This window comes from Bacillus sp. NP247, assembly GCF_018966865.1.
In the GTDB taxonomy this organism is placed as follows: domain Bacteria; phylum Bacillota; class Bacilli; order Bacillales; family Bacillaceae_G; genus Bacillus_A.
Window position 1 is genome coordinate 545,555 of record NZ_CP076653.1, and the last position, 26,248, is coordinate 571,802.

The following is a 26,248-nucleotide window of genomic DNA, read 5'->3' on the forward strand; positions in this document are numbered from 1 at the left end:
TATCGTTCCCTTAATATATTGTTCAATATTTACTGCTGATCCATATACAATTAATAAGTTCCCTTCTTCTTTAAATTTTGCTTTTAGTAAAAAAATAAAATCCCTTATTATTTTCCACTAATAGAATAATTGTCTTGAGATTTCTTCTTTTAATTAATTTTTCTGTGAATACACCTGTACTTGTTCCATATTCGACAATGTAATACGCTTTCTTAAGATCAATTTCTTCAATCATTTTGTCTTCAAGAAACTTTGAACTGGACAGGGCTGCACCAACTGATTTTGGGTTCATTATATACTCAAATAAGAAAGAGAATTGTTTTCATAATTAATCACACCGCATGTTTGCATTCATAATCATACTCTAGAGCCCAAACCTTAAGAAATAGGGGCAAAAGTTCTTAAGAATTCTTAAGCTTTCTAAAGCAGTTTGTCATAAAAATATATGGCCATTCTTGAAATGGTCACTAGTAGTATATCATTGTAATGGTAGTTATTAATGCAGCTAAATTAAATAAATAGAGGATGTAAACATAATTTACACCCCCTTTCTGTTTATTCGCATCTTTAATGCACGGTATTCCTTTAAGATGCTGACTATTTCTTTTTGCACCTTTTTATCATCGATTGCTGGTAATAAAGTTAATTGTCTTTCTATGCAGAAATCCCCTATTTCGAATTTGTAATTTAAATTTTATATATGATACGTGAAATTTTACAATCTCATTGTTGAATAAGGGACACATTCATGGCGAGTAGCCCCTACCATCCACTCTGCATGGTTCCGTTATCCATTAAGCCTTTAATAATTTACGTTTTTTATTATTCATTTTCTCTTTCGCTGCTTCAATGTTATTTACTATCCTTTTATGGTCCTGATCTATCTGAATCATCCCATCTAACACCCCTGGAATTAATCCTGTCTCATCGATGTATTGTAAGTAATCAACTGGTGCTCGTTCTGTTTGTTCTACTAAGTATCCATAAATATCAAAGTCTGCTCTCGGTATCGACTTCTTACAATTCGGTTGATGAGACTGAGACATCCCAACATAAGATTGAATAACTGATGCTGGCACAAGGAATACTATCTGATCCTTACTGAACTCTATAAGGGGTCACCATACATGCCCATCAACTTAAGAATTCAGAATTACCCCAAAACGAAAAAATGAGCTTTTTTGTTACAAGTTAGTACAAAATTTCGTTCTGGGGTTGCTATAAAATTTTAGATTGATGGCGATGTGGCGGTACCCCATTATGCAAAAGATAAAAATTGGAAGCCAATAGATGAAAAATAATAATTCCTTATTCAACTAACGCATGCATTAGTTGAACAACCTAAGGCTGCTTCGGTAGCCATTTTTTGTACCAACTGGCAGTTTAGTTTTCAATATGTGAAAAGGGATTTCTAAGTAATTAATTGAATATATATTTATTGTTCACTAATTTTTGGGAGATCCCTTTATGGGAGATAAGCTTTACTGTATTGCTACATATCAAGTTCTTAATGAAGAAAGACTAGGAGCTTCGCACGGTTCTATAATAACTTATAGTGATGCTGTGACGGATCTCCTGTTAGTGAGATAGGGTATTTTTTAATTTATTTATTATAGTAACGTACCCGAAGAGGTTGATATTGGGACATATCAACAAACTGAGGTGGTACCACAAAATTGTAACTCTCGTCCTCAAGAATTATTTCTTTTGGGTGAAAGTTTTTTTATTATATAAGTTTCATTCTGTCATAATTTAAAGTTTTCGAGAGGAGAAATGATATGCATCCTATTTTATTAGATGTTCCGTTACAAATAGAAACAGACAGACTAATTCTTCGAGCACCACTTCAAGCTGGTGACGGGAATGTCGTACACCAAGCTATTAAGGATTCCATTAGTGAGTTAAAGCAATGGTTGCTTTTATTCCAGTCAATCCCTACTGTTGAAGAAACGGAAATTATCCTGAGAAATGCCCATATAGATTTTTTAAAAAGAGAAAGCTTTCGCTATCTTATCTATCATAAGGATACTAATGATTTTATTGGAACTGCTAGCCTTCACGGAATTAATTGGAAGATTTCTAAATGTGAAATTGGATACTGGATTAACACGCAATTTAGTGGCAATGGATATATGACAGAGGTAGTAAGTGAGTTAACAAACCTTGCATTTCAGTTACTCAAATTTAGAAGGATTGAAATAAGATGCGAATCTACTAACACGAAAAGTCGTACGATCCCTGAAAAACTAGGTTTTGAGCTTGAGGGGATATTACGTAATGAAGATCTTTCAGCTGACAGTAAAAAACTAATTGATACCTGCATCTTTGCAAAGGTAAATTAGATTAAAATTTTAATACTCAATTGAGTCTGTGTACATAGTTTATTCCCCTTCTAATCCGTTATTGTGATTTGTTTAGAACTATAGTACATCAATATGTTTAAAATGGAATGTACTGAAATGGGTATTTTCTATTAAAACAAGAAGATTTACTTCTCATAATAATATCAGTATTATATACAAATGTTACAATCATTTTATAAATAAATTAATTCATGAAGTTATAAAATTAGGACCGTACATATTAGACATATCTAAAGTGTACGGTCCTTTTGTGTACTAGTGGTTCACTTATCTAACCTAAAGATAAGTATGTGGCACTTTTACAATTTGAATTTCTTTTTAAGCTTCTTATATTTTCTATATGAACGTCTAACAATGTTTAACATGAAATACGGTATTTTAACAGGGAAAGGCAATTTATAAATGAAAGGCAAGTAAAATGTAAAATATGCCTTTTCTAGGTCTCTCCACTTACTATCTTCTTTTGTTTTTAAGAAATCAGATACATCGACTACATACCCCCTTCCGTTTTCCATCATCACATTTTTCCCGTGAACATCACAAGGAGTTAATCCTTGTTCTCTTGCATATTCTATAGCTTCATTGATATCAAGGATTACCTGTCTAGGAATTTTAATCCCCTTATGAATAGCATCGTATAAGGTAATTGCTTTTAAACGTTTCAATACTATGAAATTTCCCCCTTTATATATAAGCTTCGAATAAGAAGGATGATTTCCGATTCTTCGGTATACTTCTGATTCTTTTTCAATTCCTTCTCCTTCTCGCGCGTAAACTTTCACTACCCAATCTTTGTATTCTTTGTGCATAAATACTGCGGCATAATTACCTGTCCCTAAACACTTCCAAAGTCTGGGAATATCTTTAACTACTACAGGCTCGAATTCATCCTCACTTCTTATGCTTACCTCTTTTAATAATTCGTCCTTTATCAATCCCACAAAACTATTTATACTCATCATTCCCACTCCGGTTTTGCTAAAAGGGGTACTACCCCATACCCATCAAGTAAAAAAGTACCTTCTTCCCTAATACGAAAAAAATGAGCAGACTTCACTAAGTAACTAACTTTAGAGAAATATAATTTTCATTTAGGGGGTTACTTCAAAACCTTAAAATGGCTATTCTACGCAAATATATATTATTGATACAATAAGTTATGTTGACTTCACATGATTATTTTATAAAAAAACTTAACAAATACCATTATGAAAAGTGTACAAGCTATATTTATTAATAATATACAACTTATACAAGTTGTTCAATGAAGAATATTTCGTAGATAAAATTGATTGTTTTAATCCAGATACTATAAAAAATTTACTCCCATATACTCAAGGAGTTAACGAATGTATTGGCTTATTTTTTGTCGGAGGAAATAGATTAGCAGATGGAGAAAGCACTGGGTGCACTTCGTATGTACCGATTGTTCAGAATGGTGAAACAACTGATTTCCCTTACTATTCCTATTTTGTTTTGATATATTAAATACATACTATGTCATTAAAAATTAAAAGACAGACAGGAGTTAAATACAATGATAAAAGGTTTCGGAGGAATATTTTGGAGAACTAAAAATATTGATGTTATAAAAAAATGGTACAGTGAAGTATTGAAGATTGAAATAGAAAATTGGAATGGGACTGTGATTAAACCCGAATTAGGAACTGAGACTATCTTTTCTTTCTTTACCGAGAATGACAGTTATTTTCCAACAGAACAACAAGTGATGTTGAATTTCCAAGTACATAATCTAAACGAGACTATTCAGCACCTTGAACAAATTGGTGTACCTCTTGAAAAGAAAGAAGAGATTAGTGAATTTGGAAAGTTTATTTGGATTAAAGATCCTGAAGGTCGATTGATCGAGCTTTGGGAGAAATAGTGGATTTTAATCATTTGCTATTAAGCTAACAGGTGCTTTAGTTCAATAAAAAAAGTTGCGTCCTTTGAAGTGCATCTCTGATTATTAGACACAGTCTAACAATCGGAGGTGCACTTTTTCAATCTAAATTAATACTTTTAATAAAATCAAAATGATTTTCATCAGCTAATTTATCGATATAACCTGTTATATACAGATTTGCTTTAGACACTTCTGTATTCTTAAATTCAGAATAAAAATCAGGAGAAAATGATACTTCTAAAACAATAATAGTAGCACCCTCGCTTAATTTAATAGTCTAAGTTTACATGCCCTTATTTTATCTATCCAACTTAGTATAAGCCTATCCATTTATTAATAATATCAATCTATCAATAAATTATAATCACCTTAAATATCTGAATTTTCCGCAAATTAAAGGTTATCCCTCAAACAACCTCGAATATTGTAATAAATATACATAAGGAGGTTGATCTATTTTGTTTCGTTCATTTACAAATGGTTGTGTCACCTTAGTGCAACGCTTCTTACCAGAACCGTTTATTTTATCATGCTTATTAACCGTTTTCGTTATCTTCTTCGGCATGTTTGCAACGCATCAAACACCGATCGAGATGATTAATCATTGGGGCAATGGCATTTGGGGACTTCTCGCCTTTTCTATGCAAATGGCTCTTGTACTCGTGACAGGATCGGCATTAGCAAACGCTCCTCTTATTAAAAAAGGATTAACGAAAGCAGCAAAACTACCAAAAACGAATGGCCAAGGTATTATCGCAATTTCAATTGTAAGTTTACTAGGAGCATACATAAACTGGGGATTTGGTATTGTTGTCTCTGTTTTATATGCAAAAGAAGTGGCAAGACAGTTAGAAGGATTAGATTATAGGTTAGCAATCGCTTCTTCTTACTCCGGATTTCTCATTTGGCATGCAGGCCTTTCTGCTTCTATCCCTCTTACGTTAGCAACAGGCGGCGAAACTTTAATCAAAACGACGGCTGGAAGTATTAAAGAAGCGATTCCAATAACAGAAACTTTATTCTCACCATACGCTCTCGTTCCAGTCATTATCTTTTTAATTACGATGCCTCTCATTAATAAAGCAATGCATCCAGATGAAAAACATACGATTACAGTGGATCCAAGTGTATTCCATGAAGAAGCTGCCGCTCAAGAAGTAGGACAAAAAACATTCGCTGAAAAAATGGAAAATAGTATGATTATTACACTTTGCATTGGATTATTAGGTCTTATTTATATTTTTAACTATTTTAGTACGAAAGGCTTTAACCTTACACTTGATATCGTTATTTTTATGTTATTGATTGCGGGTCTTATTTTCCACCGTACTCCGATTCAATATATTCGCGCTTTCTCTGACTCAACTAAGAGTGCTTCAGGTATTTTACTTCAGTTTCCGTTTTATGCTGGAATTATGGGGATGATGATTGGAGTAAATAGTGAAGGGCTTTCGCTTGGAGGAGCTATTTCTACTTTCTTTATTAGCATTTCTAATGAAACCACATTCCCGCTCTTTACATTTTTAAGTGCTGGCATTGTAAATATTTTCGTTCCATCTGGAGGCGGTCAATGGGCAGTGCAAGCACCAATTATGATTCCAGCTGGCGCTGAACTTGGTGTACCTGTTGCGAAAACAGCGATGGCAATTGCATGGGGCGATGCTTGGACAAATTTAATCCAACCTTTCTGGGCATTACCGGCATTAGCGATAGCTGGTTTAGGCGCTCGTGATATTATGGGATTTTGTGTTGTTAACTTACTATATGCAGGATTTATCATTAGTCTATGTTTCTTATTTATTTAAACGAAAAGCTAGTTTTATACTAGCTTTTTTATATAATAAATCATTCTTTATCTATACAGTTCATTACCTTCCTCCACTCTATCTCGGCATGATTTAATGCTTCATATGTAAACAAATCTTCACACACTTTTCCAATCATATGAGGATTGTTCTTAAGGAAATTCCACTGCAATACTTTAGGAAGAAAATATGTTTCATATTCTTTACTTCCCTTTATCACCTCATCAACTTCTCTTTCACAAATCCCTCTTATTAAATAATCATTTCTTAATTGTATCTGAATTTGTTTTAACGCTTCACTACACTTCTTCAATTGGACTAAACACTTAATATACGTACGAAAAAGTTCGTCATCATCATTGCAACACTTTATATTATGATCTATTTCATTCATAATGTACGAGCCTTTTCTTCTATTTGTAATAGCCATTTTTCACGCTTATCTAGTTTACTCGTTTTCACAGATTGAAAAGCAGAACGTTTTATATTGCGAATACCACAAAAACGCAAAACCCCTCTTTTCATCATAATCCAATCCGCTGATCGATATAATAGTGCTACGTACCATAACGGTGAGTCTAACGTATTAATAACCCACGCCTTCTTACCTTTAAATAAGCCTTTCGGTAATGCCCCCTCATATTTATAAGCAAATCCAGCTACAAAAATACGATCGATAAATCCTTTTAAAATAGCAGGCATGCCCCACCACCATATTGGATATATGAAAAGAAGAATATCCGCCTTCTGCACTAATTCTCTATATCGCTTCGTCTCTTCTTCATTTAGTAAATCACGTCTTTTCTTCTCTTCATTAAATACAAGCACTGGATCAAATTGTTCTTTATATAAATCAAGTAGCGTAACAGAATGATTTGTTTCCTCAAGTCCTTTTTGCACATGCTCTAAAATTGCCCCATTAAAGCTTGAAGAATTAGGATGAGCGTATATAATTAATACGTTCACTATAAAGCAACTCCCCTCTACAGTTAAATCTACCCTTTCTTTAACATCTTCTCTACGATTTGGACATTTTTCGAACTTTGTAACAAACGATTTAATACTGTTAGTAACTCTTCTTTTTCTAAACCGTTCAGTTTCTCTTTAACCGTACTCTCACCAGCACCTTGAATATCATAAACAACTGCCGCCATATGTTTACAATAATTTTCGTACGGACACTCGCAACTACTTCCTGCAAAATCTTCAAGATCAATAACTACTTCATAATTTCCTGCATTACCAGTCACAAAAGCAAATACTTTATTATCATGTACTTCAACATCTTCTACATGTCCCTCTTCATAATATTCATAACCTCTATCAACAATGTAGTTCGGGATATACCTATGTAGTTCTTTTAATAAATATGCGTACATAACAACACCTCTTCCTTTAATTCCCTTTTGACTTCCAAAATCCTGCATGTTATTCTAATAACTGTCAAGTAGCGAGTCTACGTGACAAACGACTGACACCTATTCGGCGAAGGTGTCTCTTTTCATTTGCAGCCGATATGAAGTGCCTCTTTCAGGCACATTCAATCTTTGACACTACACACTCAACACCCATTCCCTTGTATCAGGCTGCTTTAGCAGTCTTTTACACTACATACTTCAAAAAAAAGAGAGCCTAGCTCCCTTTTCCCGCTTTATAAAATACCCCTTTTTCAGCATAGCGATATTCATCATCAGCTAAAGTAATTTTCCCATCCAGTTTGAGTTCATCTAATAGTCTTGATAAATAAAATTGATGTAACATTTTTTTAGTGAATTTTCCTTCATGATGCGAAACGATATGTTCTTGAATATCTAACAATGATATTGGCTTATCTTGCTCTATCATATATTCATAAACTGTACTACGCAGTTTTACGTATTTTTCGAGTGTCACAGTACTTCGCAACCCCTTTCTTCTTATTATATGCTTTCGTAATCGGTTTTTTTGCAACAAAAAAACCTCTCCGATAAGAAGAAGTTACGTATATCTTCGTCTTATCTCCCAGAACAAAAATGTTCTGCTGGAATTAGCACCTGCATCGCGGTTGCTGGGTTTCATCGGGCCAGTCCCTCCACCTCTCTGGATAAGAAAATATTCACTTTAAATTTAACTATACGTAATTTCATTATAATTGTCAAATAAATATAATAAATTATATTTTCTTCTTAACTGTTCATACTACAAATAGATGTACAGAAGGAGGTTACTACGTTGCAAAAGAACGCTCGTGGATACGTACAAGATTCATTTCAATCATTACAAGAAGCGAAACATTGTTTAGAAGATGCATTACAAACTGTTGAAGAAGATTTTAATCGCGCACGTATTGAACAATCCCTTTACGCTGTAGAACAAGCATTACAAAGATGTGATTATACCGTTCATATTTTAGAACAAGAATGAAAACTTCCCATCAAAAGATGGGAAGTTTTTTCAAATGGCATACTTCATCATTATTACCGTTATTATTAAAAAATATACAGAATTAACAATTTCTAAAATCCCTACTTTTAATATAGAAATCTTTTTGCCATACAACATAATGGCCCGAATTACACTTGGTACAAATATGAGTGAACACCATGGATTTATAGCAAATACAATCACCGTTAATACAATATGATATCCCCAAGATATAAAACGATACTTCGGATTATTTTTTTCACGAATCATCGTTTTCACATAAAACGTACTTCCTAAAAAATATAGAAATGAAATAAGCGCAATGAATAATGCTGTTTTATCTATGAATTTCATGGAGAAATAATAACTGATTAAACCACCTATACAAAACACTATAATCGCACAAATGTCATTTAGTAATGCTCGTTCATTTTTTTGACGAGCGTAATACATATTTACAATAAATAATGGAATCATGACTACTGCGAATAAAAGAATTCGCCATTCATATAATAAAGAAATCATCCCAAATACGAATGCAATGATAAAATAAATAATTGCAGCGTGTAGAAATTCTTTTTTTCGTCTTTGCCTTATGTACATGAGAAATGGATAAGTAGCTAGATAGATAAAGAACCAGGCTAAAAACAATGGGATATGATAAAAAGTAGGTTTACCAAGTAATACACTTAATAGAAATGGTATAACAAGCATCGCCCATGCTCCATGCTGCTTCGGAATAACTAACTTCATTAACTATACACCTCCCTTTTGAAAATAATTCTCACCTACTATTATACAAATAATTTCATATAATAACGGATATATATTAGATCTATTTTTTGACAATAAAAAATGCTCCTTACAATATGTAAGAAGCATGAAAGAGGCAAACGAATATGTAAGTCGCGACCCTACCTTATATGAGTATGCTTTTCTATGTCACGTTATGCTCATCTAATATACCGTATTTCTTTTTAAATCTTGTGAGGATCGTAATCCATGACGTACTAAATAACAGAAGGAAAATAACATTCGATATCGCATGACTAAGATCGAAAGAAAAACTTGCGACATAGTAGGCAATAACTGTTTCCCACGTTGCTTCCTGTATAAAACCAAGGAGACCCCAGAAATTCATAATCCAGCCAAATAAAAATCCAACGACGAATCCGTACAACAGTCTTCCCCACAGTTTTTTCATTAAAAATGTATTACGTAATAGTCCAGCTATAAATCCGATCATGCCCCAAGAGAACATTTGCCACGGCGTCCACGGACCTTGTCCTAAAAAAATATTAGATACAATGGCCGCCGTTGCCCCAATCATAAAGCCAGTTTCACTTCCAAAAACAATTGCAGAAACGATAATGACAAAGGAAGTCGGTTGTACACTCGGTAATATCGAAAATGGTACCCGGCTAACTGCTGCAATCGCCGCTAACACAGCAACGATAACAATTTCACGTGAAACAAACGCCTTCCTTTCAAAACGGATGTAGAAAGGTAGCATAATGGCAGCTAATATAAACAAACTACTTACCATATAATACCCGTCCATAATAAGAGTCGTAAAGAGTAGTGTACATATTACAACAGCAAAAATAAATATTATAAATGCAACATATCGTTTGGACACGCTTCGTACACATCCTCCCACGTTAATGCAAATGGCAACTCTCTACGGATGAATCTATTAATAGATGTTGTATAAAAGAAGTTACCACTAAAGAACTCTTTCGGTTCATCATTCATAATGACTTTCCCGTCAAATAACATCATACATTGATCAACGTATTTCGCTGCAAACTCAATATCGTGCGTTGCCATTACAATTGTTGTACCTTCTTTTTGCAACTGTTTAAATAGCTCTCCTACTCTTTCCTTTTTCCATGGATCTAGTCCCTTTGTCGGCTCATCCAGTAATAATAAAGTTGGCTTTGATAATAACGTTGTACATAATGCGAGTAATTGTTGCTCTCCGCCGCTACAATCATGTGGATGGCGCTCTTTAAGTGAATCTAACCAGAACTTTTTCAACATTTCTTCTGCTATTACTTTTCCCTCTTCACCATATAATTCACGCGCACGCTCATAAACCTCTTCCCATACTGTATCAAATGTAAAATGATAGTACGGATGTTGCGATACATACCCTATACTTTTAAATCGTTCTTTCGAATCAATTTTATGTATCACTTTTCCATTCCACTTTACCTTACCTCTTCTAGCTTTTTGCAATCCTGCTAAAATCGTTAACAGTGTAGACTTCCCAGTTCCATTTTTCCCAACTAAAGCTGTCCATTTTCCTTTTTCGATGTTCACTGTTAAATCTCGTAAAATAAGTGGACTATTTTTTTCATATTGAAAAGATATATGTTCTGCACTTAAAATTACTTCTTGCCTCTCACATTGTTCTACTTGCCCATTCCTATATGATATCGCTGAAAAATCATTCATTTTCATTTGCGCTTCTCGCACTGTAAATGGAATCTCTTTCACATTCCACTCTAAAAACAATCTTGGAATTTGTGGAATAAATGGACGAAGCTTTTCTACTTCCCACATGTTCGCTATCACACTTTTAGACGTACCATCATAAATGATTCTGCCGTTATCCATACAAACAACGCGTGTTGCGAGCGGTATGACTTCATCTAAACGATGTTCACTTAAAACTATCGTAATTCCAAGTTCTTCATTAATACGTTTTAACAATCCTAAAAACTCTTTTGCAGCAATCGGATCTAGCTGCGCTGTCGGTTCATCCAGTAATAGTAGCTTCGGCTGCATGACTAATACTGCTGCTAAATTTACTAGTTGTTTTTGACCACCAGATAAAGTATGAACAGATTGATGTAACAAATCTTGAAATCCTAAAAAGCTAATGAGTTCCGCTATTCTTTTTTGAATAATATGTGATGGTAGCCCGATATTTTCTAAAGAGAATGCTAATTCTTGAATAACTGTATCCATTACGAGCTGATTTTCTGGATTTTGAAATACCATACCAATTTCTTGTGCAGATAATAAATCAGGTACATCTTCTAATAAAGCACCATCATAATATGTATGCCCAGAACGCGTGCCAATTGGAAGTAACTCCTTTTTAAAATGTTTCAATAAAGTTGTCTTCCCAGAACCAGAACCACCAGCAAGTACTATAAATTCTCCTTTTTGAACAGAAAGAAAAATATGCTGTAACGCGTATTCATTTTCATCAGCATATATAAATGACAAATTCTTTATTTTTGCATGCGCCACCATATCCATTCCCTTCCTTCCATTACAATCGGTAAACTAATAAACATCATAAATAGGAAAAACATCATTCCATCGTATTGCTGGAACAGTATTGATTCCACTTTCGGATAAATAATCAATTTCCCTCCGCCATAATAACTAAATATGAATGAGGCTATAAATAGAATACTTAAATAACCTAGCGCATACCAATCGCTTCTTTCCATTCTATATCGAGTATAAGTCGTACGCTTCGTTACACCAAATCCACGAGCCTGCATAGAATCTGCTGTTTGTAGTGCATCTTCTAACGAACAAACTAATAATACTTGCAGTAATTGCATTCCATTTTTTATACGCTCAATGAGTGAACCTGAATCTAATTGTACGCCTTTCGTTTTTTGGACGAGTGTAATTTTCTTTAACCGCCTAATAAACAAAGGAACAAATCGCACTGTAATCATCGTTAACAATGCAACTTTCGGTGAAATTCTTGAAAACAAATATAAAAATTTATGACTCGAAATAATATCGTTATAAGAAGCAAACGTAAACATAATCGCAACTAATAATAACCCCATTACAAGCCCATACATACACGCCTCCAGCTTAATCCGGCTATCTCCTAACCAAAATAACGTAGTCGCGCCTCTATGTGTTAACAAAGAATTGAATAAAATTACCATCAAAAAGAATATAAAAGTACTAGGCAGCATCTTTCTTATTTTCTCGCCATTTCCTTGCACTATATTTAAGATTACTATTAGTACAATCGCTCCAATTAAAAAAAGAGGATGAAGACACATCATACATAGTATCATCACCCCAATATAATAGAAAAAATTCACAAAAGGATGTAAAGAAGAAAAGCTTATTTTCATAGTCCTTTACCGAAGGTCCTTTCTTATTTTAATACATACACCCATTCAATTGTATCTCCTGGTTTTACTGTAACTACACCAGCACTACGATTCGGAAATGCACCGTTCACACGGTATTTCCAACCACTTGTATCACTTATATCTTTTTCGTATAAATCATTAATCCCTTTTACGTAAACATCACCTTTAGATCCACTTGCATCAACATCTAATCCTGTACTCTTTAGTACACTATATACAGTAGCACCTTCTTGTACATCAACCTTTTTCGCACCTAATAAGTATCCTTCATTTCCTTTTACGGAGATAGTAACTTGTTTTGCTTTAGGTACTGGTGGTGGTGGTACTGGTGGTGGTACTGGTGGTGGTACTGGATTTGGTGGTGGTACCGGTGTTGGCGGAGCTGGTAGATTATTGTTCTCTTCTGGATTTTTCTTTTGCTCCTGCTTTGGTGTTTCTTTTGGCTGATTAACAACCTTTGCTTCTTCTTTTACTTCTGGCGCTTTCTGCTGCTGAGGTTTCTCTTCTTGTACTTTTTGTTGCTCTGGTTGTTTATTTGCAGCAGGCTGTTCCTTTGGTTTCTCTTCTTTCTTTACTTCAGGTTGTTCCTGCGCTTTTTCTTCTTTTTGTTTCTCTTCTACTTTTTGTTCTTGTTTATCTTTCTGCTCTTCTTGTGGTTTCTGTTCCGGTTCAGCTTGTTGCTCTTCCGGTTTCGGTACTTCTTTTTGCTCTTCTTGCTTCGGTTCTACCTTCTTCTCAGGCTTTACAGCCGTTTCTTCACATCCGGCTAATAATCCCAATGAAAGAACTAAAGAAATGAACCATTTCATCTTGCTCATGCTGCCCCTCACCTTTCATAATAAAGTGAAACTTTAATGAGTGGAGATTTTGTTCATCTCCACTCATTATTAGCCCTCACCTTTTATAATAAAATTAGGAGCAAATGATTGCTCCTAATTTTTGTTAAGCTGCTTTACGTCTCCATAATACATATGCAGAAGCGATACATAATACACCCATACCTACTTGTGTAGCTGCACTATGAGAAGATGCTCCTGTTTGTGGTAATTGATTCTTATTCTTATTTGTTTCTTTATTAACTCGTTCGTTATCTACAACAACTTTTAGATTTTCATCTTTTGGTTGTTTTTGTAACTCTTCTTGTTGTTTCGGTTGTTCTACAACTTCTTTTTCTTCTACAGTTGGTTCTGGTTCTACAATTGGTTTCGTATCGATTTCATTCTCTACTACATTTGACCAATCATAAATCGATTTTCCAACCTCTTTAAACTGAAGTAAAGCTAAAAATGCTTGCTCTGTAGCCATTCCGCTACCCTTTTGATCACTTGGTAACCATTTGAACTCACCATTTGGAAGCTGATATGACATTAAATTTTGTACTGCTTTATTAAGACGATTGTGATCTACATCTTTAACTAACGATAGTCCAATAATTGCTTGTGCAGTACTATTAGAATTCTCTTGTCCATCAGCGGCAAAACCACCATTACCTAACTGCTGCTTGTATAAGTAATCCACAGCTTTTTGAATAGCTGGCTTAACGTCTTGTTGTTCTTGATAAGGAGCTAATGCTGCTAATACCATACTTGTTACATCAACGTTACTAGCACTTTCTTTATTACTTGAACTATCATATGTCCAGCCACCGTCTGTATGCTGCGCCTGTAAAAGTGCTTGTACTAAAGCAGCTCGATTCCATTTCGCTTCGGCCGGAACCTCATATTTCTTTGTATCTAATGCAAGTAATGTAAATGCGTATCCTGTAACGGAATTCACTTTATCTGATTCAAATAAATTTTGTACTAAATTTTGTCCCTCTACCTTTGTAGGATCTACGTTCATTGCATTCATCATAATAATCGTTCTAGCTAAATCTGTTGCTGAAAAACGATTTAAACGCTTCTTAACTTTTTCAGCTACTGGCTTAACATAGTTTATTTTCGTTTCAAGTGGAACATTTACACCTGAACGAGCAAGTCCAATTGCAACCCAATCACTACCAATTCCATCTTGTAACATCTTTTCTGATGTTTTAGAAATTGCTTCGTTTAATTGTGCTACGGGAATTTCAACTTTCTCTTGCTTTGGTTGTTCTGTTGTTTTATCTTCTGTTTTACCATCTGGTTTTTCTGTTTTCGGTTCTTCTGGTTTTGGTTCCTCTGTTTTACCATCTGGTTTTTCCGTTTTCGGTTCCTCTGGTTTCGGTTCCTCTGTCTTTGGCTCTTCTACAGTTTTACAAGTTCCAAATTTGTCCAGAGTTTGTTGCAATGTTTCTTGACTCATATTGCTCCAGTCTGCAACGTAACGAAATGCAACAACATCCCCAGACTCTAATTTATAACTATCCGCACCAACTTCTGCAGATTTGTCATTTACATCATATAACCAACCGCTCGTTGCTCCGGCCATTAATCCATCGATACCCTTTATATACGTTCCAAATGACATACTTTCAGATGTTACTTTGTCACCCATGACTTTTTGTAGCAAACTAAAAGCTGTTTCTCCATCTTCAATGGAAACTTCTTTTGGACATAACATAATTCCTTTTTGTGATTCACCAATAATTGCAAGTTTCGCTGTCTTTCCTTCAGCAAACGTAATATGTACTGTATTCGTAAAAGAAACAAATACAAGTGCCACTGCCATTAATGATGTAAGCAGCCATTTCTTTAACATTGCCATCCCAAAATTTCCTCCCTTTACTAACATTTACACAAAAAAGACCCTTTAAGGGCGTGTGATTGACACTCTCTTTTTGTAAGTGTCGAACAAAATGCACAACACCTCCTACCCGCATTATTCGCGTCTATATTTGTATAGGAAAAATAATTTCGTTTATGAACGCACCATTGTGATAACATTCACTTTTCTAGGCAAAATTTAATCCCTTTTCAAGTTATCGTAAACACGATAAACCTATACATTCTGCAAATTTTGATTTTCTGTATTATTTTACTATTGACAAAGATTTTTGTCCATGATTTATCAGATTTATTTTCTAAGAATAATAGATTAATAAGCTTCCATTAATAGAAGTCATCCCTCACTATGAAAGCTTTTATCACTAACAATAATCCCATCTTCATCTACATAAACATATTCATTCGGCTTCCATTCAACTTCACCAAATTGCACCGGAATATTTCTTTCTCCTTTTCCTTCTTTTACACTTCTATTTGGCATCGTCCCTAATGCTAAAATACCAATATTAATATTTTTTAGATCCATAGAATCACGAACATACCCATTTACAATAATTCCTGCTAAGTTTCTTTCTTCCGCAATAGCTGCTAAATTATCACCAAGTAACGCACAATTTTTAGAAGCTCCGCCATCAACCACTAATACTGTTCCTTCCGGCAGTGTTTGTAACCCCTCTTTTACTAGTACATTATCATCCTTCACTTTTACTGTTGCGATTTTCCCATAGAATTGTTCTTTCTTTCCATAAGATTGAAAAGACTGGCGACATATTTGTAATTCCTGTTCAAATTCATCACATAGATCCGTAGTTTTCCACATCTCTTTCCCTCTTTTCTTTTCCTTTTATATTACATATTCTTGGATTTTTTTCGTTTCCCTGTCTAATGTTGCAATAATTTGTATGTGCAGAAAAAGGATAGAAAAACTATTGCCTTAAGAAGCTACCTTTATTATAATCTATTCCACAGATAAATTTCAGAATATTAAAAATTAACAAAGTGAAAGGGAGGGGTTCTATGCAATTACAGACCGAGGCAAAAAAACAGCCTAGTAAACGAAAGTTTAAAATGCCTGACGCGTACGTACTACTATTTTTTATTGCCTTACTTTGTGCCATTGCTACATATTTCGTTCCTGCTGGAGAGTTTAAAAGAGTTACAAACGGTACTGTTACAACGACAATACCAGGAAGTTATCATTCTGTTCCACAATCGCCGGTAGGATTTCTTTCTTTTTTTACTGCTATTGAAAAAGGAATGACACTTGCTGCTCCTATCATCTTTTTAATTTTATTTACGGGTGGAGCTATTGCGATTCTTGAAAAAACAGGTGCTCTTGACGGTTTAATCTATCATGTGATTAACAAATTTCGTAATCAGCAATTACTTTTCATTTGTATTGTCGCCGCACTCTTTTCTATTCTCGGGACGACTGGCATTATCGTTAACTCAGTTATCGGCTTTATCCCCATCGGCATCATCGTTGCACGCACATTAAAATGGGACGCTATCGTCGGCGTAGCAATTATTTATTTAGGCACTTATGCTGGTTTTAATGCTACTATATTATCTCCCTCACCTTTAGGCATTTCACAAAAAATCGCAGAACTTCCGATGTTTTCAGGGATTGGTTTACGCACAGCAATCTATGTTTCTTTTTTAATTGCCACCATTTTGTATATTAATTGGTATGTAAAACGCTTAAAAAAATCGAATAAAGGAAGCATACTCGGAGATAACTGGTTTCCAAGTAACGCTCTTTCAAGTGAGAAAGAAACAGAGAAAACAGAAGTTCCTTGGACAATACGTCATAAATTAATTTTACTCGTTTCAGCTTTATCATTACTTGTATTTTTAATAGGTGCTTTTCGTCTACATTGGACAGACGCAGAAATGACCGCTACTTTTATTTTCATAGCAATTACTGCTGGAATAATAGGTGGCATGAAAGCGAACGATATCGCTTCTACTTTTCTAGCAGGCTGTCAAAATCTCATCTACGGTGCTTTGATCGTCGGAATGGCTCGTTGTATTTCAGTCATTTTAGAACAAGGCAAATTACTTGATACAATCGTTAACCAACTCGCACAGTCTCTCGAAGGACATAGCCCTGTATTTGGGGTTATCGGTATGTATGTAAGTAGTGCCGCATTACATTTCCTCATTTCATCCGGGACAGGAGAATCTGTTATTTTCATTCCGATATTAGCTCCATTAGCTGATTTCATGCATATTACACGCCAAGTTACAGTACAGGCTGTTATGCTTGGCGAAGGTGTTGTGAACTGCCTCAACCCAACTTCCGGTGTTTTAATGGGCGTTCTCGCAGCGAGTGGCATTTCTTATGGAAAATGGATTCGATTTATGGCTCCACTTGCATTCATTTGGTTTATCATCGGACTTATTTTTCTTATTGTTGGCGTGAATATTGAGTGGGGACCGTACTAAAAGACCATATTATACTTAACTTGATAAAATATCTATTCTATTCTCCAATCCTATAAAAATCACTTATTCTAGTATAGATATAAACAGGGATTGACCATAGTGATCAATCCCTTCTCTCGAAGTAAAATACCTTTAAGTATTTTACTTCCAAATTTTATTTACCCATTCAGGATGATCAATAAAAGGATTGCGATTATGTTGATATTTTGTAAAAATCACTTCATTACGCTTTCGCTCTAAATCATCGACAGGGTCTTGTTCATTCCATTTTAGTAAAACAGATAGTTTCCCCATGTATGGATCTTTATTGTTATCCACCTTTTCATTTAGTTCTAAGTCTATTTCGCCGTTATCTCCTTCGTAACGAGCAGCCATGTAAAACAGCATTCTAGCGATATCTCCTTTTACACTATCACGAGGTTCCCAAGAATCACTATCATATTTACATTCTGTCGCTTCCGAATGATTCATACCACCATTATCAAAATCCAGATTTCCACGTGAACTATTTACAGATACATCCGTCGCTCTTAAATGATGCAAATCTGTTCCAGGTCCTGCAGCCGTTCCAAAATCACCGTGAGATTTTGCCCAAACATGCTCTCGGTTCCAGTTATCAACTCCTGAACCATTCGTAAATTTCCCTTGCGAACGCCCAGTATATAAGAGCAACACATTATTTTTATTATTTGGATCTTCATCAGTATCTCTTAGCGCTTCCCAAACCGCACTGTATGATATCTTTGTATGATTATCAATAACATTATGAAGTTCCTTCTTTAATTCTAAACCCGTTTTTCCTATAGCGTTATTATAATATGTATCGTCATAGTTTTTTACAGTAATCTCTTGTGCTGAAAACGTATCTACTTGTGGAGATGCTGCAACTACTTCACCATGTATGATATCTGTGAATGATAGAGATGCTGAACCTAAAATAAAAAATGAAGATAGTGTAACCATAGCAAGTTTTGTGTTTCGGAACTTCATATACCCATTTCCCCTTTAAAATATAATTTGAAGTCATTCACTAAAAATGTTCTCCCTAAAACTACGAAAACGTTTAAAACTCCATTCCCCTTCTCTTTTTATTTAATACAAAACCCTATTCAGTCTGTATCATTTCCACACTTTTGGTTTATCTACTTTTCAAAAAAATTCACTTTTCACAAGGAACATCCTTCTCTAGTAAAGATTATTAAACTATTCTTTACAATTAAAAAGTAGTTTAATGTTAACTTATAAATTTCAATTTTTTTATGCAATTATGCATATTCAATAAATTACCCAAAAAACATTTTGAATAAAAATCATTCAAAGAAAACCGTGCAACAAAACAGATAGAGTCTAGGACAGAAATAGTACAAATCAAGATAATAGCTCGACTTTTCCTTTTTCCATAACTGTCTTTATTTTTTGTATAAAACTCTTCTTCCTCTGAAGAATAAGTACAAAAATAGATTGGATACCATGTAGGCACCAATCTATTTTAATTAAAGAAACTGTGTTAATTCTGCATTCACAACCCGTTGTGCAGTAATGATAACACTTTCAGCTGTTATTCCATAAACACTATATAGCCCACCCGGTTGATTAGGAACAATTTGAACTTCATATTCAAATGCTTGTCCAAAAGCAGGATGAACTAAACTTAGAGTTTCAATAGTAGAAGCATTAGAATTCACATTGAAATTCACCTGTTCAATTAATACTATTGAACCGTCAAGTCTAAAAACTCTAGCTACTCCAGTAAGTGGGCCAGCAGTACGGTTAAGGATTTTCACCCTAACTCTATTTGCATTAGCAGGTTGATTTCCCAAGTTTTCAATAGGACCTGTAGTAAAAGCCATATTACATTCACCTCCATTACATTATTACAATATTCATTGTTGCACATTAACGCTATAAACTAATTACTCAATTCTTTCTAAATAAAAAAGCTCATTTCTTATATTTTTTAATAAGAAACAAGCTTTTCTTTTTCAACTATCATTCCTAAGATAAATCTATCTGTCCCGGAAACTTTTGGAGCTAATTGACGTTTATGTTGAGCATAAAACTACTTCTATTTATTTGGCATCGAATCTATATACTTTTTAACTACTTCATATACATATTCTTGATTTGCCGCTGCTGTATTTGGGTTGTATTTTCCGCCGTTTGTTTTATTGTTAGATAATACTCTAATTCCTAAAAATGGTACGTCATAAGCTTTTGCGATTTGCGCTGCGGCAGCGCCTTCCATTTCTTCTACAGATGTACCGTATTTTGTATGGAACCACTTAATTCTATCAACTTCATTATTCCAAACGTCTGCTGAACCTATCGTACCTTCAACCACTTTACCTTTTGTATATTTATCCTTTACTGCATTAGCTGCTGCAAGTAAATCCTTATCTCCCTCGTAGTATCGGATTTTCTCAGCATTTGGATCTTCTCCTGCACTTCCTTCAGAAGCCATTAAGTCCATAGATATCCATTTTGCCGGCTCAATTCCTTGATTCTCATCCATATTTGTTGTTTTTAATGAACCTATATTCGCGACTTTTTTTCCTAAAACAATATCAAATACATTTAAATTAGGATCATGTCCACCTGATGTTCCTTGGTTAATAATCGCTATAGGCTTATATTTTTCAATAGCCACTGCTGTAGCGGCTGCTGTATTTTCCATTCCTTTACCTGTTTTCGCAACGATTACAGGATAATTGTCTACAGTTCCTTTATAAAATACAAAACTCCCAGATTTTTCTTCTTTCACATTTTTTAACCTTTTTGCAAATTTTTCAGCTTCTATCGGCATTGGACCTTGGATTAAGATAGGGTTTTGATTGCTTTTTGCCTCTGCTACTTGTTTTGGACTAGCACTACATCCTGCAAGTATTGAGAATGATAATGCGATAGTAGTTGCTAGGGCACCATATTTTTTCAACAGATTGTCCTTCATAAATAATCTCTCCTCTTTCTCTTGTTGTTTTCTATACTCGAGGTTTTGGTCCAAAGAAAAAAGTTCTAGAAACTGTAGAAAACTCTCTACTTTCTAGAACTACGATAGTCAAAGTTAATTAAGCAAAAGATAAAACAAATGCAAAATTATAAATCGGTAGCACTCATTACATAGAACGACCGAATACTTTAACCCGTAGTCCAGTTCTTTCATTGGGAACTAGGTAGAAACGCTCGGACCATATTACCGAGTATATACGAGTGATGATATTTAAAATTATTATATGGATAATATAACAAACTATTAATGCATACGCAATAAAAATATGAACGTTTTTTGTTAATATTTAAAAAATGTTCGTTTTTTAAATGGCAAATCAATAGAGAATCCTATTTTCATAATACATTATACCGAAAAAAATATATCCTAAACTAGATTAACCCACAACAACCATCCAAAAATAAAAAGAAGCTCCATAAAACTAGAACTTCTTTCTCTATGTATATTTACTTCGTTACCTCACCAAACTGCGCTCTCGTCACTTTCGCCAAGTCATCAACTTTCAGCTCAATTTGTATACCGATTTTCCCGCCGCTTACTATCATCGTTTCAAGTATTTGTGCGCTCTCATCAATGCATGTAGAAAATAATTTCTTCATTCCGATCGGTGAACAACCGCCGCGAATATACCCTGAAACTTTCGTAATATCTTTAACAGGAATCATTTCAATCTTCTTTTCACTTACTGCTTTTGCGGCTGCTTTTAAATTTAGTTCCTCATCTACTGGAATGATAAAAACATGATAATTTTTACTATTCCCTTGAGCGATTAACGTTTTATATACTTCTCTCACTTCTCGTCCAATTTTCTCGGCAACTGACACTCCATCAATTTTCCCATCGTCCGGATCATATGACATCATCGAATATTCAATTTTTTCTTTATCTAATATTCGCATCGCATTAGTTTTATCTTTTTTCATGAGCTTCTCCTTTTAATACATAGAAATTTATTTCACATCATTAATTTTCCTTTTATTATACACCTTTTTCAAATTCTCCTACAAAACTTCACATATTGTTCAATTTAAAGTAAAACTTTAATTATTAGGTTTTGACTCTAAACATTCTCAACTTAAAGGTACTAAGGGAGCAAAAAGAAAACCGACTCTCCCCTTCAAATAAAAGGCTTGATGTCGGTTTTACATTTAACGTCCAAACTCCTTATTAAATATTTTATCCCTCCCCTCAATAACCTCCGGACCTACTGCATTGATAGCAGTTACTAAAATATGCTCTCCTCCAATAGGTCCACCGACCCTCGTTTCAAATCCATATGTCCCACCAGCATGCCCCCAATATGATTGTCCGTCCGGTGTTTTTTCTTCATAAACCCCTAGTCCAACCTTACCTATAGGTGAATCTACTGTTTTGAACATCTGATCCATTAGCTCTTGATTTAGAAGCTTTCCACCCAACAGTGCACTGAAGAAGGTAGTCAAATCTTTCACTGTTGAAACCATATCTCCAGCTGCATTCGCCCATGACTGATTTATTTCTGTCAAATCATATAAACGACCCGATCTATCCATATTGTATCCTGTAGCATGTTCACCTGGTATGTGCGGACTTGCTTCCATTACGAATGTCTCTTTTAACCCCAGTGGCTCAATGAATCTTTTTCTAATTTGCTCCGCATACGTATCTCCTGTTACCTTTTGAATAATCTTCCCAGCTATAACAGTATTTGTATTCGAATAGTCCCAGCCCTCCCCTGGTGCAAATACAGGCGGCTTCGCAAGTGCTAAACTGATAAGTTCATCGGTACTATAGTAACGAAATGGGTTTTGGGGCAGTGTAAAATCTCGCATATCCTTATCTATATTGGTTGCAATTCCACTTGTATGATTCAACAACTGACGAATTGTAATTTTATTTCCATCATATCCGTTACCCTGTACGACTCCTGGCAACCATTTTTCGACTGAATCATCAAGGTTTAATTGCTTCTCTTCAGCCAATTGCAGTACAACAGAAGCTGTGAATGTCTTAGTGATACTTCCGATACGGAATGAAAAATTCGGTTCCACTGGGCGTGGTATTTCATAACTTGCCGTCCCTGTAGCATAAGACCACCGCTTTCCATCCTTTAATCCACCAGCTATAACACTTGGGATTTTTTTATTCGTTACTACTCGATCCATTACGTTTTTAACTTCTTCTCTATGATTACTTTTCTTTTCCTTATCCGCAGGTTCCTTTTTTGATTTTCCAGCAAATTCTGAAGCTAATATATTGTTAATCTGTTTTTCTGCTCCTAATACATTAATATTTATCGAGATAACATGTTGACCATCTTCCGTTCCACCAGCAAAGTTAGTAAAACCAGGAATACCACCACCATGTCCCCATACTTCAGTACCGTCTGGCAATTTTGTTGCGTGAATGCCAAGCCCATACTTTCCTAATGGGGTATCAACTGTGTTAGTCACCATTTCCTTCTGTATCTCCGGTGTCAGTAGTTTACCACTTAATAAGGCACGGAAGAACGTTGTCATATTTTCTCCTGTCGAAATCATTTCACCACTAGCATTAGCAACTGATGGATTAAACAAAGTAATATCTACTAATTTATCTCCCGTATTCAAGTAGCCACGGGCATTTTTTTTCGGAATATCCATCGAACTTCCAGGAAGGACTGTTTCTTTTAAACTAAGAGGTTCAATAATTCGTTTTTTTATCTGCTCGGTATATGATTCCCCTGTTATCTTCTGAATAATCAATCCTACAATAACCATATTCGTATTCGAGTATGACCAGCCTTTTACCGGTTCTAATTCTAAGGCACGGGAAATTAATTGTTCCGGTCTATAATTCTCACTTGGATTCTCTATTAATTTCGCTTTAAGATCTGGATTCAAGTAATCTGCAATTCCGCTTGTATGATTTAATAATTGACGAATCGTAATTTTGTTACCATCATAGCCTTTCCCTTTTATAAGTCCCGGCAACCATTTCTCTACCGTATCATCTAGACTTAGTTTCTTCTCTCCAGCAAGCTGCAATGCAACTGTAGCTACAAACGTATTCGTTGTGCCCCCGATCCTGAAAGCAGAGTCAGCATCTACCTTATGATTCCTCTCAATATTTGCTTCACCAGAAGCATATGACCAACTAGCTTCTCCATTTTTCACAGTAACAATGACTCCTGGAATATTTTTTGTATCGGCAGCTTTATCGACAACTTGCTCAGTTGATATCTTTTTGTTTACCGCATGTATGTTTCCATGAGAAGGTATCGCTAACGCTCCAACCAATATAGTCCCTGTTAAAGTAAGAACCGTTCCTTTTTTTAAGAAAAATGACTTCATTATACATCGCTCCTATTATTTTGAATTTTTCTGTTGCCTCACTCCCTCACCTTAACTTCAATATTGTTAAATAACATAGTGACAAAATGCTTTAATTTACTCGTGACACTATGTGCACCTCTGTCACATAAAACATGTGATAAACTGTCAACTGCTTCATATGACATGCTTTGTTGCCTGTCTTTCTATTGACGATTTAAAAGATATGTTACATGATGAATCTGAATCATTAGATAATTAACCTTAAAATATAAGTAGGTGCATAATTTATGTTCTCATTCACAAAAAAATGGTTTTGGTATGATTGGATATTTATATTAGTACGAACGTTTTGGCTATTCATTATCATTGGTACTAATTTTATGTCTCCATCATTCATTCATACGTCAAGTATAATCGTACTTGCTCTCGCTTTTGTCGTTTACCTTGTACCATTAATTATTCGATATAAGAAAACAGAATGGTACCCTGCATTCGATATTATCACCGCAGGTTGTTTTTATCTTTATTTAGCATCCGTAGCCCCAAATTTACTTTGGCCTTTCATTTTACTCGTAATCACTATTGGCCTATGTAGTAATCAAAATAATTATATATGGAGCGGTATTTTTTGTGGATTTGTATTCCCATTATTGAACGCCTTGATTGCCTGGCGGTCGCCATACGAAATGATTGTTAGTTGTAGCATCGGTTTTGCCATTGGCGTTTCTTTTAATATATTAATTCAGTATCATAAACAATCTCGAATTATTGAAGAGCAAAAACTACTATTAGAACAACATATTAAAAGGATTGAAGAGCTTACTCTCATAGAAGAGCGTAATCGATTGTCACATGAGCTACATGACACAATTGGTCATACACTTACTTCTCTCATCGCTGGCGTCACATCACTAAAATCATCAGTACCGAATTCACAGTTTGAAAGAATTGATTCACTTATCAGCATTGCTCAGCATAGTCTAGATGACATTCGAAAGCATCTACACGAGCTATCTCATAATCCACTTAGTAATTCATTAAGTGAATCACTGCAACAATTAACAGAAGAATTTATAAAATCTACAGGTACAACCGTTACATTTCGTACGATTGGCAATGAAACTCTTGTGATGCAAAAAGTGAATTTTTGCCTATATCGTTGTCTTCAGGAGTCGTTAACAAACGCTGTTCGGCACGGTAAAGCGAGCACCATATCCGTTCAACTGCATTTCGACGGACAACAACTTCGATTGCAAATTGAAGATAACGGTATTGGAATGGAAGAAATTCAATTTGGCTTTGGCCTCAGTGGAATGAAAGAACGACTTGAACAATTTCATGGTACATTATCTGTTCATTCTAGTACTGAACAAGGAACATTCATCGTTTGTAATATTCCATTACAAACAGAATTTGTACACAACATAATTCGCTTATTGGTCGTTGATGATCAGGAACTTATTACAAATAGTTTAGAGCAAATTTTAGAGCATCACACTGATTTTACTGTTGTTGGCAAAGCACACGATGGAGCTGAAGCTTTAAAACTATGTGAACAATTACAGCCTGGCATTGTACTAATGGACATTCAAATGCCAGAAATGAATGGTATTGAAGCTTTACTAGAAATGAAGCGACGTTGGCCTAATATGAAAATTGTTCTTATGACAACATTTGAAGATTCCTTACAAGCAACAACTGCACTAGAGCATGGAGCTGAAGGTTACATGTTGAAGTCTATTCATCCACAAGAAATGAAGGAAGCCTTGAAGCTTATTTATAATGGTGGGACTTGGATCGATCAATCGGTTGCTACACGAGTTTTCGAGGAAATGAAACTTCAACGTGAGCAATTAGAAAAAATCGGATCGACTAAACAAACTTACCCGTACGGACTTACAAAACGCGAAATGGAAATTTTAGAGCATCTATCAAAAGGATTACGCTATAAATCTATTGCTGCTAAGCTATTTTTATCTGAAGGAACGATCCGTAATTACTGTTCAAATCTCTATTCAAAGCTAGGTGTCAGCAATCGTGAAGAGGCGGTAAAAATGGCACGAACAGAAGATATCTTGTAGCTACTGTGGAATTAATAGGCTTCCCTTTAAAACTGAAAATATTGATATTTCAAAAATCATCTGTTATACTTTGAAAAAAACTTATTAAGGAG

The 26,248-nt window shown here is 34.8% G+C and carries 24 protein-coding genes, 2 pseudogenes and 2 riboswitches; of the genes and pseudogenes, 6 read left to right on the plus strand and 20 right to left on the minus strand.

From position 1 onward, the window contains the following. Window positions 1-70: 70 nt before the first annotated feature. The 3 genes and pseudogenes from KPL75_RS02910 to KPL75_RS02915 all read right to left on the minus strand — a co-directional run. A complete protein-coding gene (locus tag KPL75_RS02910; RefSeq protein ID WP_219919328.1) occupies window positions 71-292 on the minus strand; it encodes a ribose ABC transporter ATP-binding protein in 222 nt (73 codons plus the stop codon). Between the two features lie 255 nt (window positions 293-547). After that, window positions 548-658: pseudogene (locus KPL75_RS27640) on the minus strand (ArpU family transcriptional regulator); the annotation flags it as partial. 136 nt (window positions 659-794) lie between these two features. After that, window positions 795-1,115: pseudogene (locus tag KPL75_RS02915) on the minus strand (Holliday junction resolvase RecU); the annotation flags it as partial. A 663-nt stretch (window positions 1,116-1,778) separates the two neighbouring features. Here KPL75_RS02915 and KPL75_RS02920 point away from each other — a divergent pair. After that, window positions 1,779-2,342 carry a GNAT family N-acetyltransferase gene (locus KPL75_RS02920; protein WP_219919329.1) on the plus strand — a complete coding sequence of 188 codons (564 nt, stop codon included), beginning with the start codon at window positions 1,779-1,781 and terminating at the stop codon, window positions 2,340-2,342. Between the two features lie 320 nt (window positions 2,343-2,662). On the opposite strand, the gene KPL75_RS02925 is transcribed toward KPL75_RS02920, so the two are convergent. Beyond that, entirely contained in the window at window positions 2,663-3,322 is a 660-nt protein-coding gene (locus KPL75_RS02925; RefSeq protein ID WP_219919330.1) for a protein kinase family protein, read from the minus strand. Between the two features lie 578 nt (window positions 3,323-3,900). On the opposite strand from KPL75_RS02925, the gene KPL75_RS02930 reads away from it, so the two are divergent. Together KPL75_RS02930 and KPL75_RS02935 are read left to right on the plus strand one after the other, a co-directional pair. Next, the gene (locus KPL75_RS02930; protein WP_016091784.1) at window positions 3,901-4,248 is read left to right on the plus strand and encodes a VOC family protein; all 348 of its coding nucleotides are present in this window, start codon (window positions 3,901-3,903) and stop codon (window positions 4,246-4,248) included. A 479-nt stretch (window positions 4,249-4,727) separates the two neighbouring features. Beyond that, the gene (locus KPL75_RS02935; RefSeq protein WP_219919331.1) at window positions 4,728-6,074 is read left to right on the plus strand and encodes a short-chain fatty acid transporter; all 1,347 of its coding nucleotides are present in this window, start codon (window positions 4,728-4,730) and stop codon (window positions 6,072-6,074) included. 40 nt (window positions 6,075-6,114) lie between these two features. On the opposite strand, the gene KPL75_RS02940 is transcribed toward KPL75_RS02935, so the two are convergent. From KPL75_RS02940 to KPL75_RS02955, 4 genes are all read right to left on the minus strand, one after another. Then, a complete protein-coding gene (locus KPL75_RS02940; protein WP_219919332.1) occupies window positions 6,115-6,468 on the minus strand; it encodes a group-specific protein in 354 nt (117 codons plus the stop codon). After that, complete coding sequence (locus KPL75_RS02945) at window positions 6,465-7,040, minus strand: NAD(P)H-dependent oxidoreductase (protein ID WP_219919333.1); 576 nt, start codon at window positions 7,038-7,040, stop codon at window positions 6,465-6,467. Before KPL75_RS02945 ends, KPL75_RS02940 begins: the two co-directional genes overlap by 4 nt. Before the next feature lie 29 nt (window positions 7,041-7,069). Beyond that, a complete protein-coding gene (locus KPL75_RS02950; RefSeq protein WP_219919334.1) occupies window positions 7,070-7,453 on the minus strand; it encodes an SWIM zinc finger family protein in 384 nt (127 codons plus the stop codon). A 253-nt stretch (window positions 7,454-7,706) separates the two neighbouring features. Beyond that, window positions 7,707-8,027, minus strand: coding sequence for a hypothetical protein (locus tag KPL75_RS02955; protein ID WP_002110869.1), 321 nt, complete (start codon window positions 8,025-8,027; stop codon window positions 7,707-7,709). 38 nt (window positions 8,028-8,065) lie between these two features. After that, window positions 8,066-8,164: riboswitch (SAM riboswitch) on the minus strand. A gap of 121 nt (window positions 8,165-8,285) precedes the next feature. Here KPL75_RS02955 and KPL75_RS02960 point away from each other — a divergent pair. Next, complete coding sequence (locus tag KPL75_RS02960) at window positions 8,286-8,477, plus strand: hypothetical protein (protein ID WP_002110871.1); 192 nt, start codon at window positions 8,286-8,288, stop codon at window positions 8,475-8,477. Between the two features lie 30 nt (window positions 8,478-8,507). On the opposite strand, the gene KPL75_RS02965 is transcribed toward KPL75_RS02960, so the two are convergent. The 7 genes from KPL75_RS02965 to rraA form a co-directional block, all read right to left on the minus strand. Further along, the gene (locus tag KPL75_RS02965) at window positions 8,508-9,230 is read right to left on the minus strand and encodes a YwiC-like family protein (RefSeq protein WP_219919335.1); all 723 of its coding nucleotides are present in this window, start codon (window positions 9,228-9,230) and stop codon (window positions 8,508-8,510) included. 184 nt (window positions 9,231-9,414) lie between these two features. Beyond that, window positions 9,415-10,116, minus strand: a complete 702-nt coding sequence (locus KPL75_RS02970; RefSeq protein ID WP_219919336.1) for an ECF transporter S component — start codon at window positions 10,114-10,116, stop codon at window positions 9,415-9,417. Further along, window positions 10,089-11,750: an ABC transporter ATP-binding protein gene (locus KPL75_RS02975; RefSeq protein WP_219919337.1), complete on the minus strand. Its 1,662-nt coding sequence runs from the start codon at window positions 11,748-11,750 to the stop codon at window positions 10,089-10,091. Before KPL75_RS02975 ends, KPL75_RS02970 begins: the two co-directional genes overlap by 28 nt. Further along, entirely contained in the window at window positions 11,723-12,601 is an 879-nt protein-coding gene (locus KPL75_RS02980; RefSeq protein ID WP_219919338.1) for an energy-coupling factor transporter transmembrane component T, read from the minus strand. Before KPL75_RS02980 ends, KPL75_RS02975 begins: the two co-directional genes overlap by 28 nt. Before the next feature lie 23 nt (window positions 12,602-12,624). Next, window positions 12,625-13,440, minus strand: a complete 816-nt coding sequence (locus KPL75_RS02985) for a DUF4430 domain-containing protein (protein ID WP_219919339.1) — start codon at window positions 13,438-13,440, stop codon at window positions 12,625-12,627. Between the two features lie 124 nt (window positions 13,441-13,564). After that, window positions 13,565-15,307, minus strand: a complete 1,743-nt coding sequence (locus KPL75_RS02990) for a DUF4430 domain-containing protein (protein WP_219919340.1) — start codon at window positions 15,305-15,307, stop codon at window positions 13,565-13,567. 354 nt (window positions 15,308-15,661) lie between these two features. Continuing rightward, window positions 15,662-16,147 carry a ribonuclease E activity regulator RraA gene (rraA, locus tag KPL75_RS02995; protein WP_097833171.1) on the minus strand — a complete coding sequence of 162 codons (486 nt, stop codon included), beginning with the start codon at window positions 16,145-16,147 and terminating at the stop codon, window positions 15,662-15,664. A gap of 197 nt (window positions 16,148-16,344) precedes the next feature. On the opposite strand from rraA, the gene KPL75_RS03000 reads away from it, so the two are divergent. Next, the gene (locus tag KPL75_RS03000; RefSeq protein ID WP_219919341.1) at window positions 16,345-17,775 is read left to right on the plus strand and encodes a YfcC family protein; all 1,431 of its coding nucleotides are present in this window, start codon (window positions 16,345-16,347) and stop codon (window positions 17,773-17,775) included. Between the two features lie 141 nt (window positions 17,776-17,916). Here KPL75_RS03000 and KPL75_RS03005 read toward each other — a convergent pair whose 3' ends face one another. The 5 genes from KPL75_RS03005 to KPL75_RS03025 all read right to left on the minus strand — a co-directional run bounded on the left by KPL75_RS03005 (window position 17,917) and on the right by KPL75_RS03025 (window position 24,093). Further along, a complete protein-coding gene (locus KPL75_RS03005) occupies window positions 17,917-18,765 on the minus strand; it encodes an endonuclease I family protein (protein ID WP_219919342.1) in 849 nt (282 codons plus the stop codon). Between the two features lie 503 nt (window positions 18,766-19,268). Next, window positions 19,269-19,625: a hypothetical protein gene (locus tag KPL75_RS03010; RefSeq protein ID WP_002146626.1), complete on the minus strand. Its 357-nt coding sequence runs from the start codon at window positions 19,623-19,625 to the stop codon at window positions 19,269-19,271. A 215-nt stretch (window positions 19,626-19,840) separates the two neighbouring features. Beyond that, window positions 19,841-20,722: a 5'-methylthioadenosine/S-adenosylhomocysteine nucleosidase gene (locus KPL75_RS03015; protein WP_219919343.1), complete on the minus strand. Its 882-nt coding sequence runs from the start codon at window positions 20,720-20,722 to the stop codon at window positions 19,841-19,843. Window positions 20,723-20,898: 176 nt separating this feature from the next. Continuing rightward, window positions 20,899-21,002, minus strand: a riboswitch (purine riboswitch). A 226-nt stretch (window positions 21,003-21,228) separates the two neighbouring features. Then, window positions 21,229-21,705, minus strand: coding sequence for a Cys-tRNA(Pro) deacylase (gene ybaK, locus KPL75_RS03020; RefSeq protein WP_219919344.1), 477 nt, complete (start codon window positions 21,703-21,705; stop codon window positions 21,229-21,231). Between the two features lie 225 nt (window positions 21,706-21,930). After that, window positions 21,931-24,093, minus strand: coding sequence for a serine hydrolase domain-containing protein (locus KPL75_RS03025; RefSeq protein WP_219919345.1), 2,163 nt, complete (start codon window positions 24,091-24,093; stop codon window positions 21,931-21,933). A 269-nt stretch (window positions 24,094-24,362) separates the two neighbouring features. Here KPL75_RS03025 and KPL75_RS03030 point away from each other — a divergent pair, with 269 nt between their 5' ends. Next, the gene (locus KPL75_RS03030) at window positions 24,363-26,156 is read left to right on the plus strand and encodes a helix-turn-helix transcriptional regulator (protein WP_219919346.1); all 1,794 of its coding nucleotides are present in this window, start codon (window positions 24,363-24,365) and stop codon (window positions 26,154-26,156) included. The last annotated feature ends 92 nt before the right edge of the window (window positions 26,157-26,248 follow it).

Excerpts from the sequence above, each read along its gene's own strand:
- KPL75_RS02930 (WP_016091784.1), top strand. The coding sequence starts at position 3,901 with ATGATAAAAGGTTTCGGAGGAATATTTTGGAGAACTAAAAATATTGAT.
- KPL75_RS03015 (WP_219919343.1), bottom strand. The coding sequence starts at position 20,722 with ATGAAGGACAATCTGTTGAAAAAATATGGTGCCCTAGCAACTACTATC.
- KPL75_RS02990 (WP_219919340.1), bottom strand. The coding sequence starts at position 15,307 with ATGGCAATGTTAAAGAAATGGCTGCTTACATCATTAATGGCAGTGGCA.
- KPL75_RS02920 (WP_219919329.1), top strand. The coding sequence starts at position 1,779 with ATGCATCCTATTTTATTAGATGTTCCGTTACAAATAGAAACAGACAGA.
- KPL75_RS02975 (WP_219919337.1), bottom strand. The coding sequence starts at position 11,750 with ATGGATATGGTGGCGCATGCAAAAATAAAGAATTTGTCATTTATATAT.
- KPL75_RS03025 (WP_219919345.1), bottom strand. The coding sequence starts at position 24,093 with ATGAAGTCATTTTTCTTAAAAAAAGGAACGGTTCTTACTTTAACAGGG.
- ybaK (WP_219919344.1), bottom strand. The coding sequence starts at position 21,705 with ATGAAAAAAGATAAAACTAATGCGATGCGAATATTAGATAAAGAAAAA.
- KPL75_RS03030 (WP_219919346.1), top strand. The coding sequence starts at position 24,363 with ATGTTCTCATTCACAAAAAAATGGTTTTGGTATGATTGGATATTTATA.
- KPL75_RS02910 (WP_219919328.1), bottom strand. The coding sequence starts at position 292 with ATGAACCCAAAATCAGTTGGTGCAGCCCTGTCCAGTTCAAAGTTTCTT.
- KPL75_RS02985 (WP_219919339.1), bottom strand. The coding sequence starts at position 13,440 with ATGAGCAAGATGAAATGGTTCATTTCTTTAGTTCTTTCATTGGGATTA.
- KPL75_RS03005 (WP_219919342.1), bottom strand. The coding sequence starts at position 18,765 with ATGAAGTTCCGAAACACAAAACTTGCTATGGTTACACTATCTTCATTT.
- KPL75_RS02980 (WP_219919338.1), bottom strand. The coding sequence starts at position 12,601 with ATGAAAATAAGCTTTTCTTCTTTACATCCTTTTGTGAATTTTTTCTAT.
- KPL75_RS02965 (WP_219919335.1), bottom strand. The coding sequence starts at position 9,230 with ATGAAGTTAGTTATTCCGAAGCAGCATGGAGCATGGGCGATGCTTGTT.
- KPL75_RS02925 (WP_219919330.1), bottom strand. The coding sequence starts at position 3,322 with ATGAGTATAAATAGTTTTGTGGGATTGATAAAGGACGAATTATTAAAA.
- rraA (WP_097833171.1), bottom strand. The coding sequence starts at position 16,147 with ATGTGGAAAACTACGGATCTATGTGATGAATTTGAACAGGAATTACAA.
- KPL75_RS02950 (WP_219919334.1), bottom strand. The coding sequence starts at position 7,453 with ATGTACGCATATTTATTAAAAGAACTACATAGGTATATCCCGAACTAC.
- KPL75_RS02940 (WP_219919332.1), bottom strand. The coding sequence starts at position 6,468 with ATGAATGAAATAGATCATAATATAAAGTGTTGCAATGATGATGACGAA.
- KPL75_RS03000 (WP_219919341.1), top strand. The coding sequence starts at position 16,345 with ATGCAATTACAGACCGAGGCAAAAAAACAGCCTAGTAAACGAAAGTTT.
- KPL75_RS03010 (WP_002146626.1), bottom strand. The coding sequence starts at position 19,625 with ATGGCTTTTACTACAGGTCCTATTGAAAACTTGGGAAATCAACCTGCT.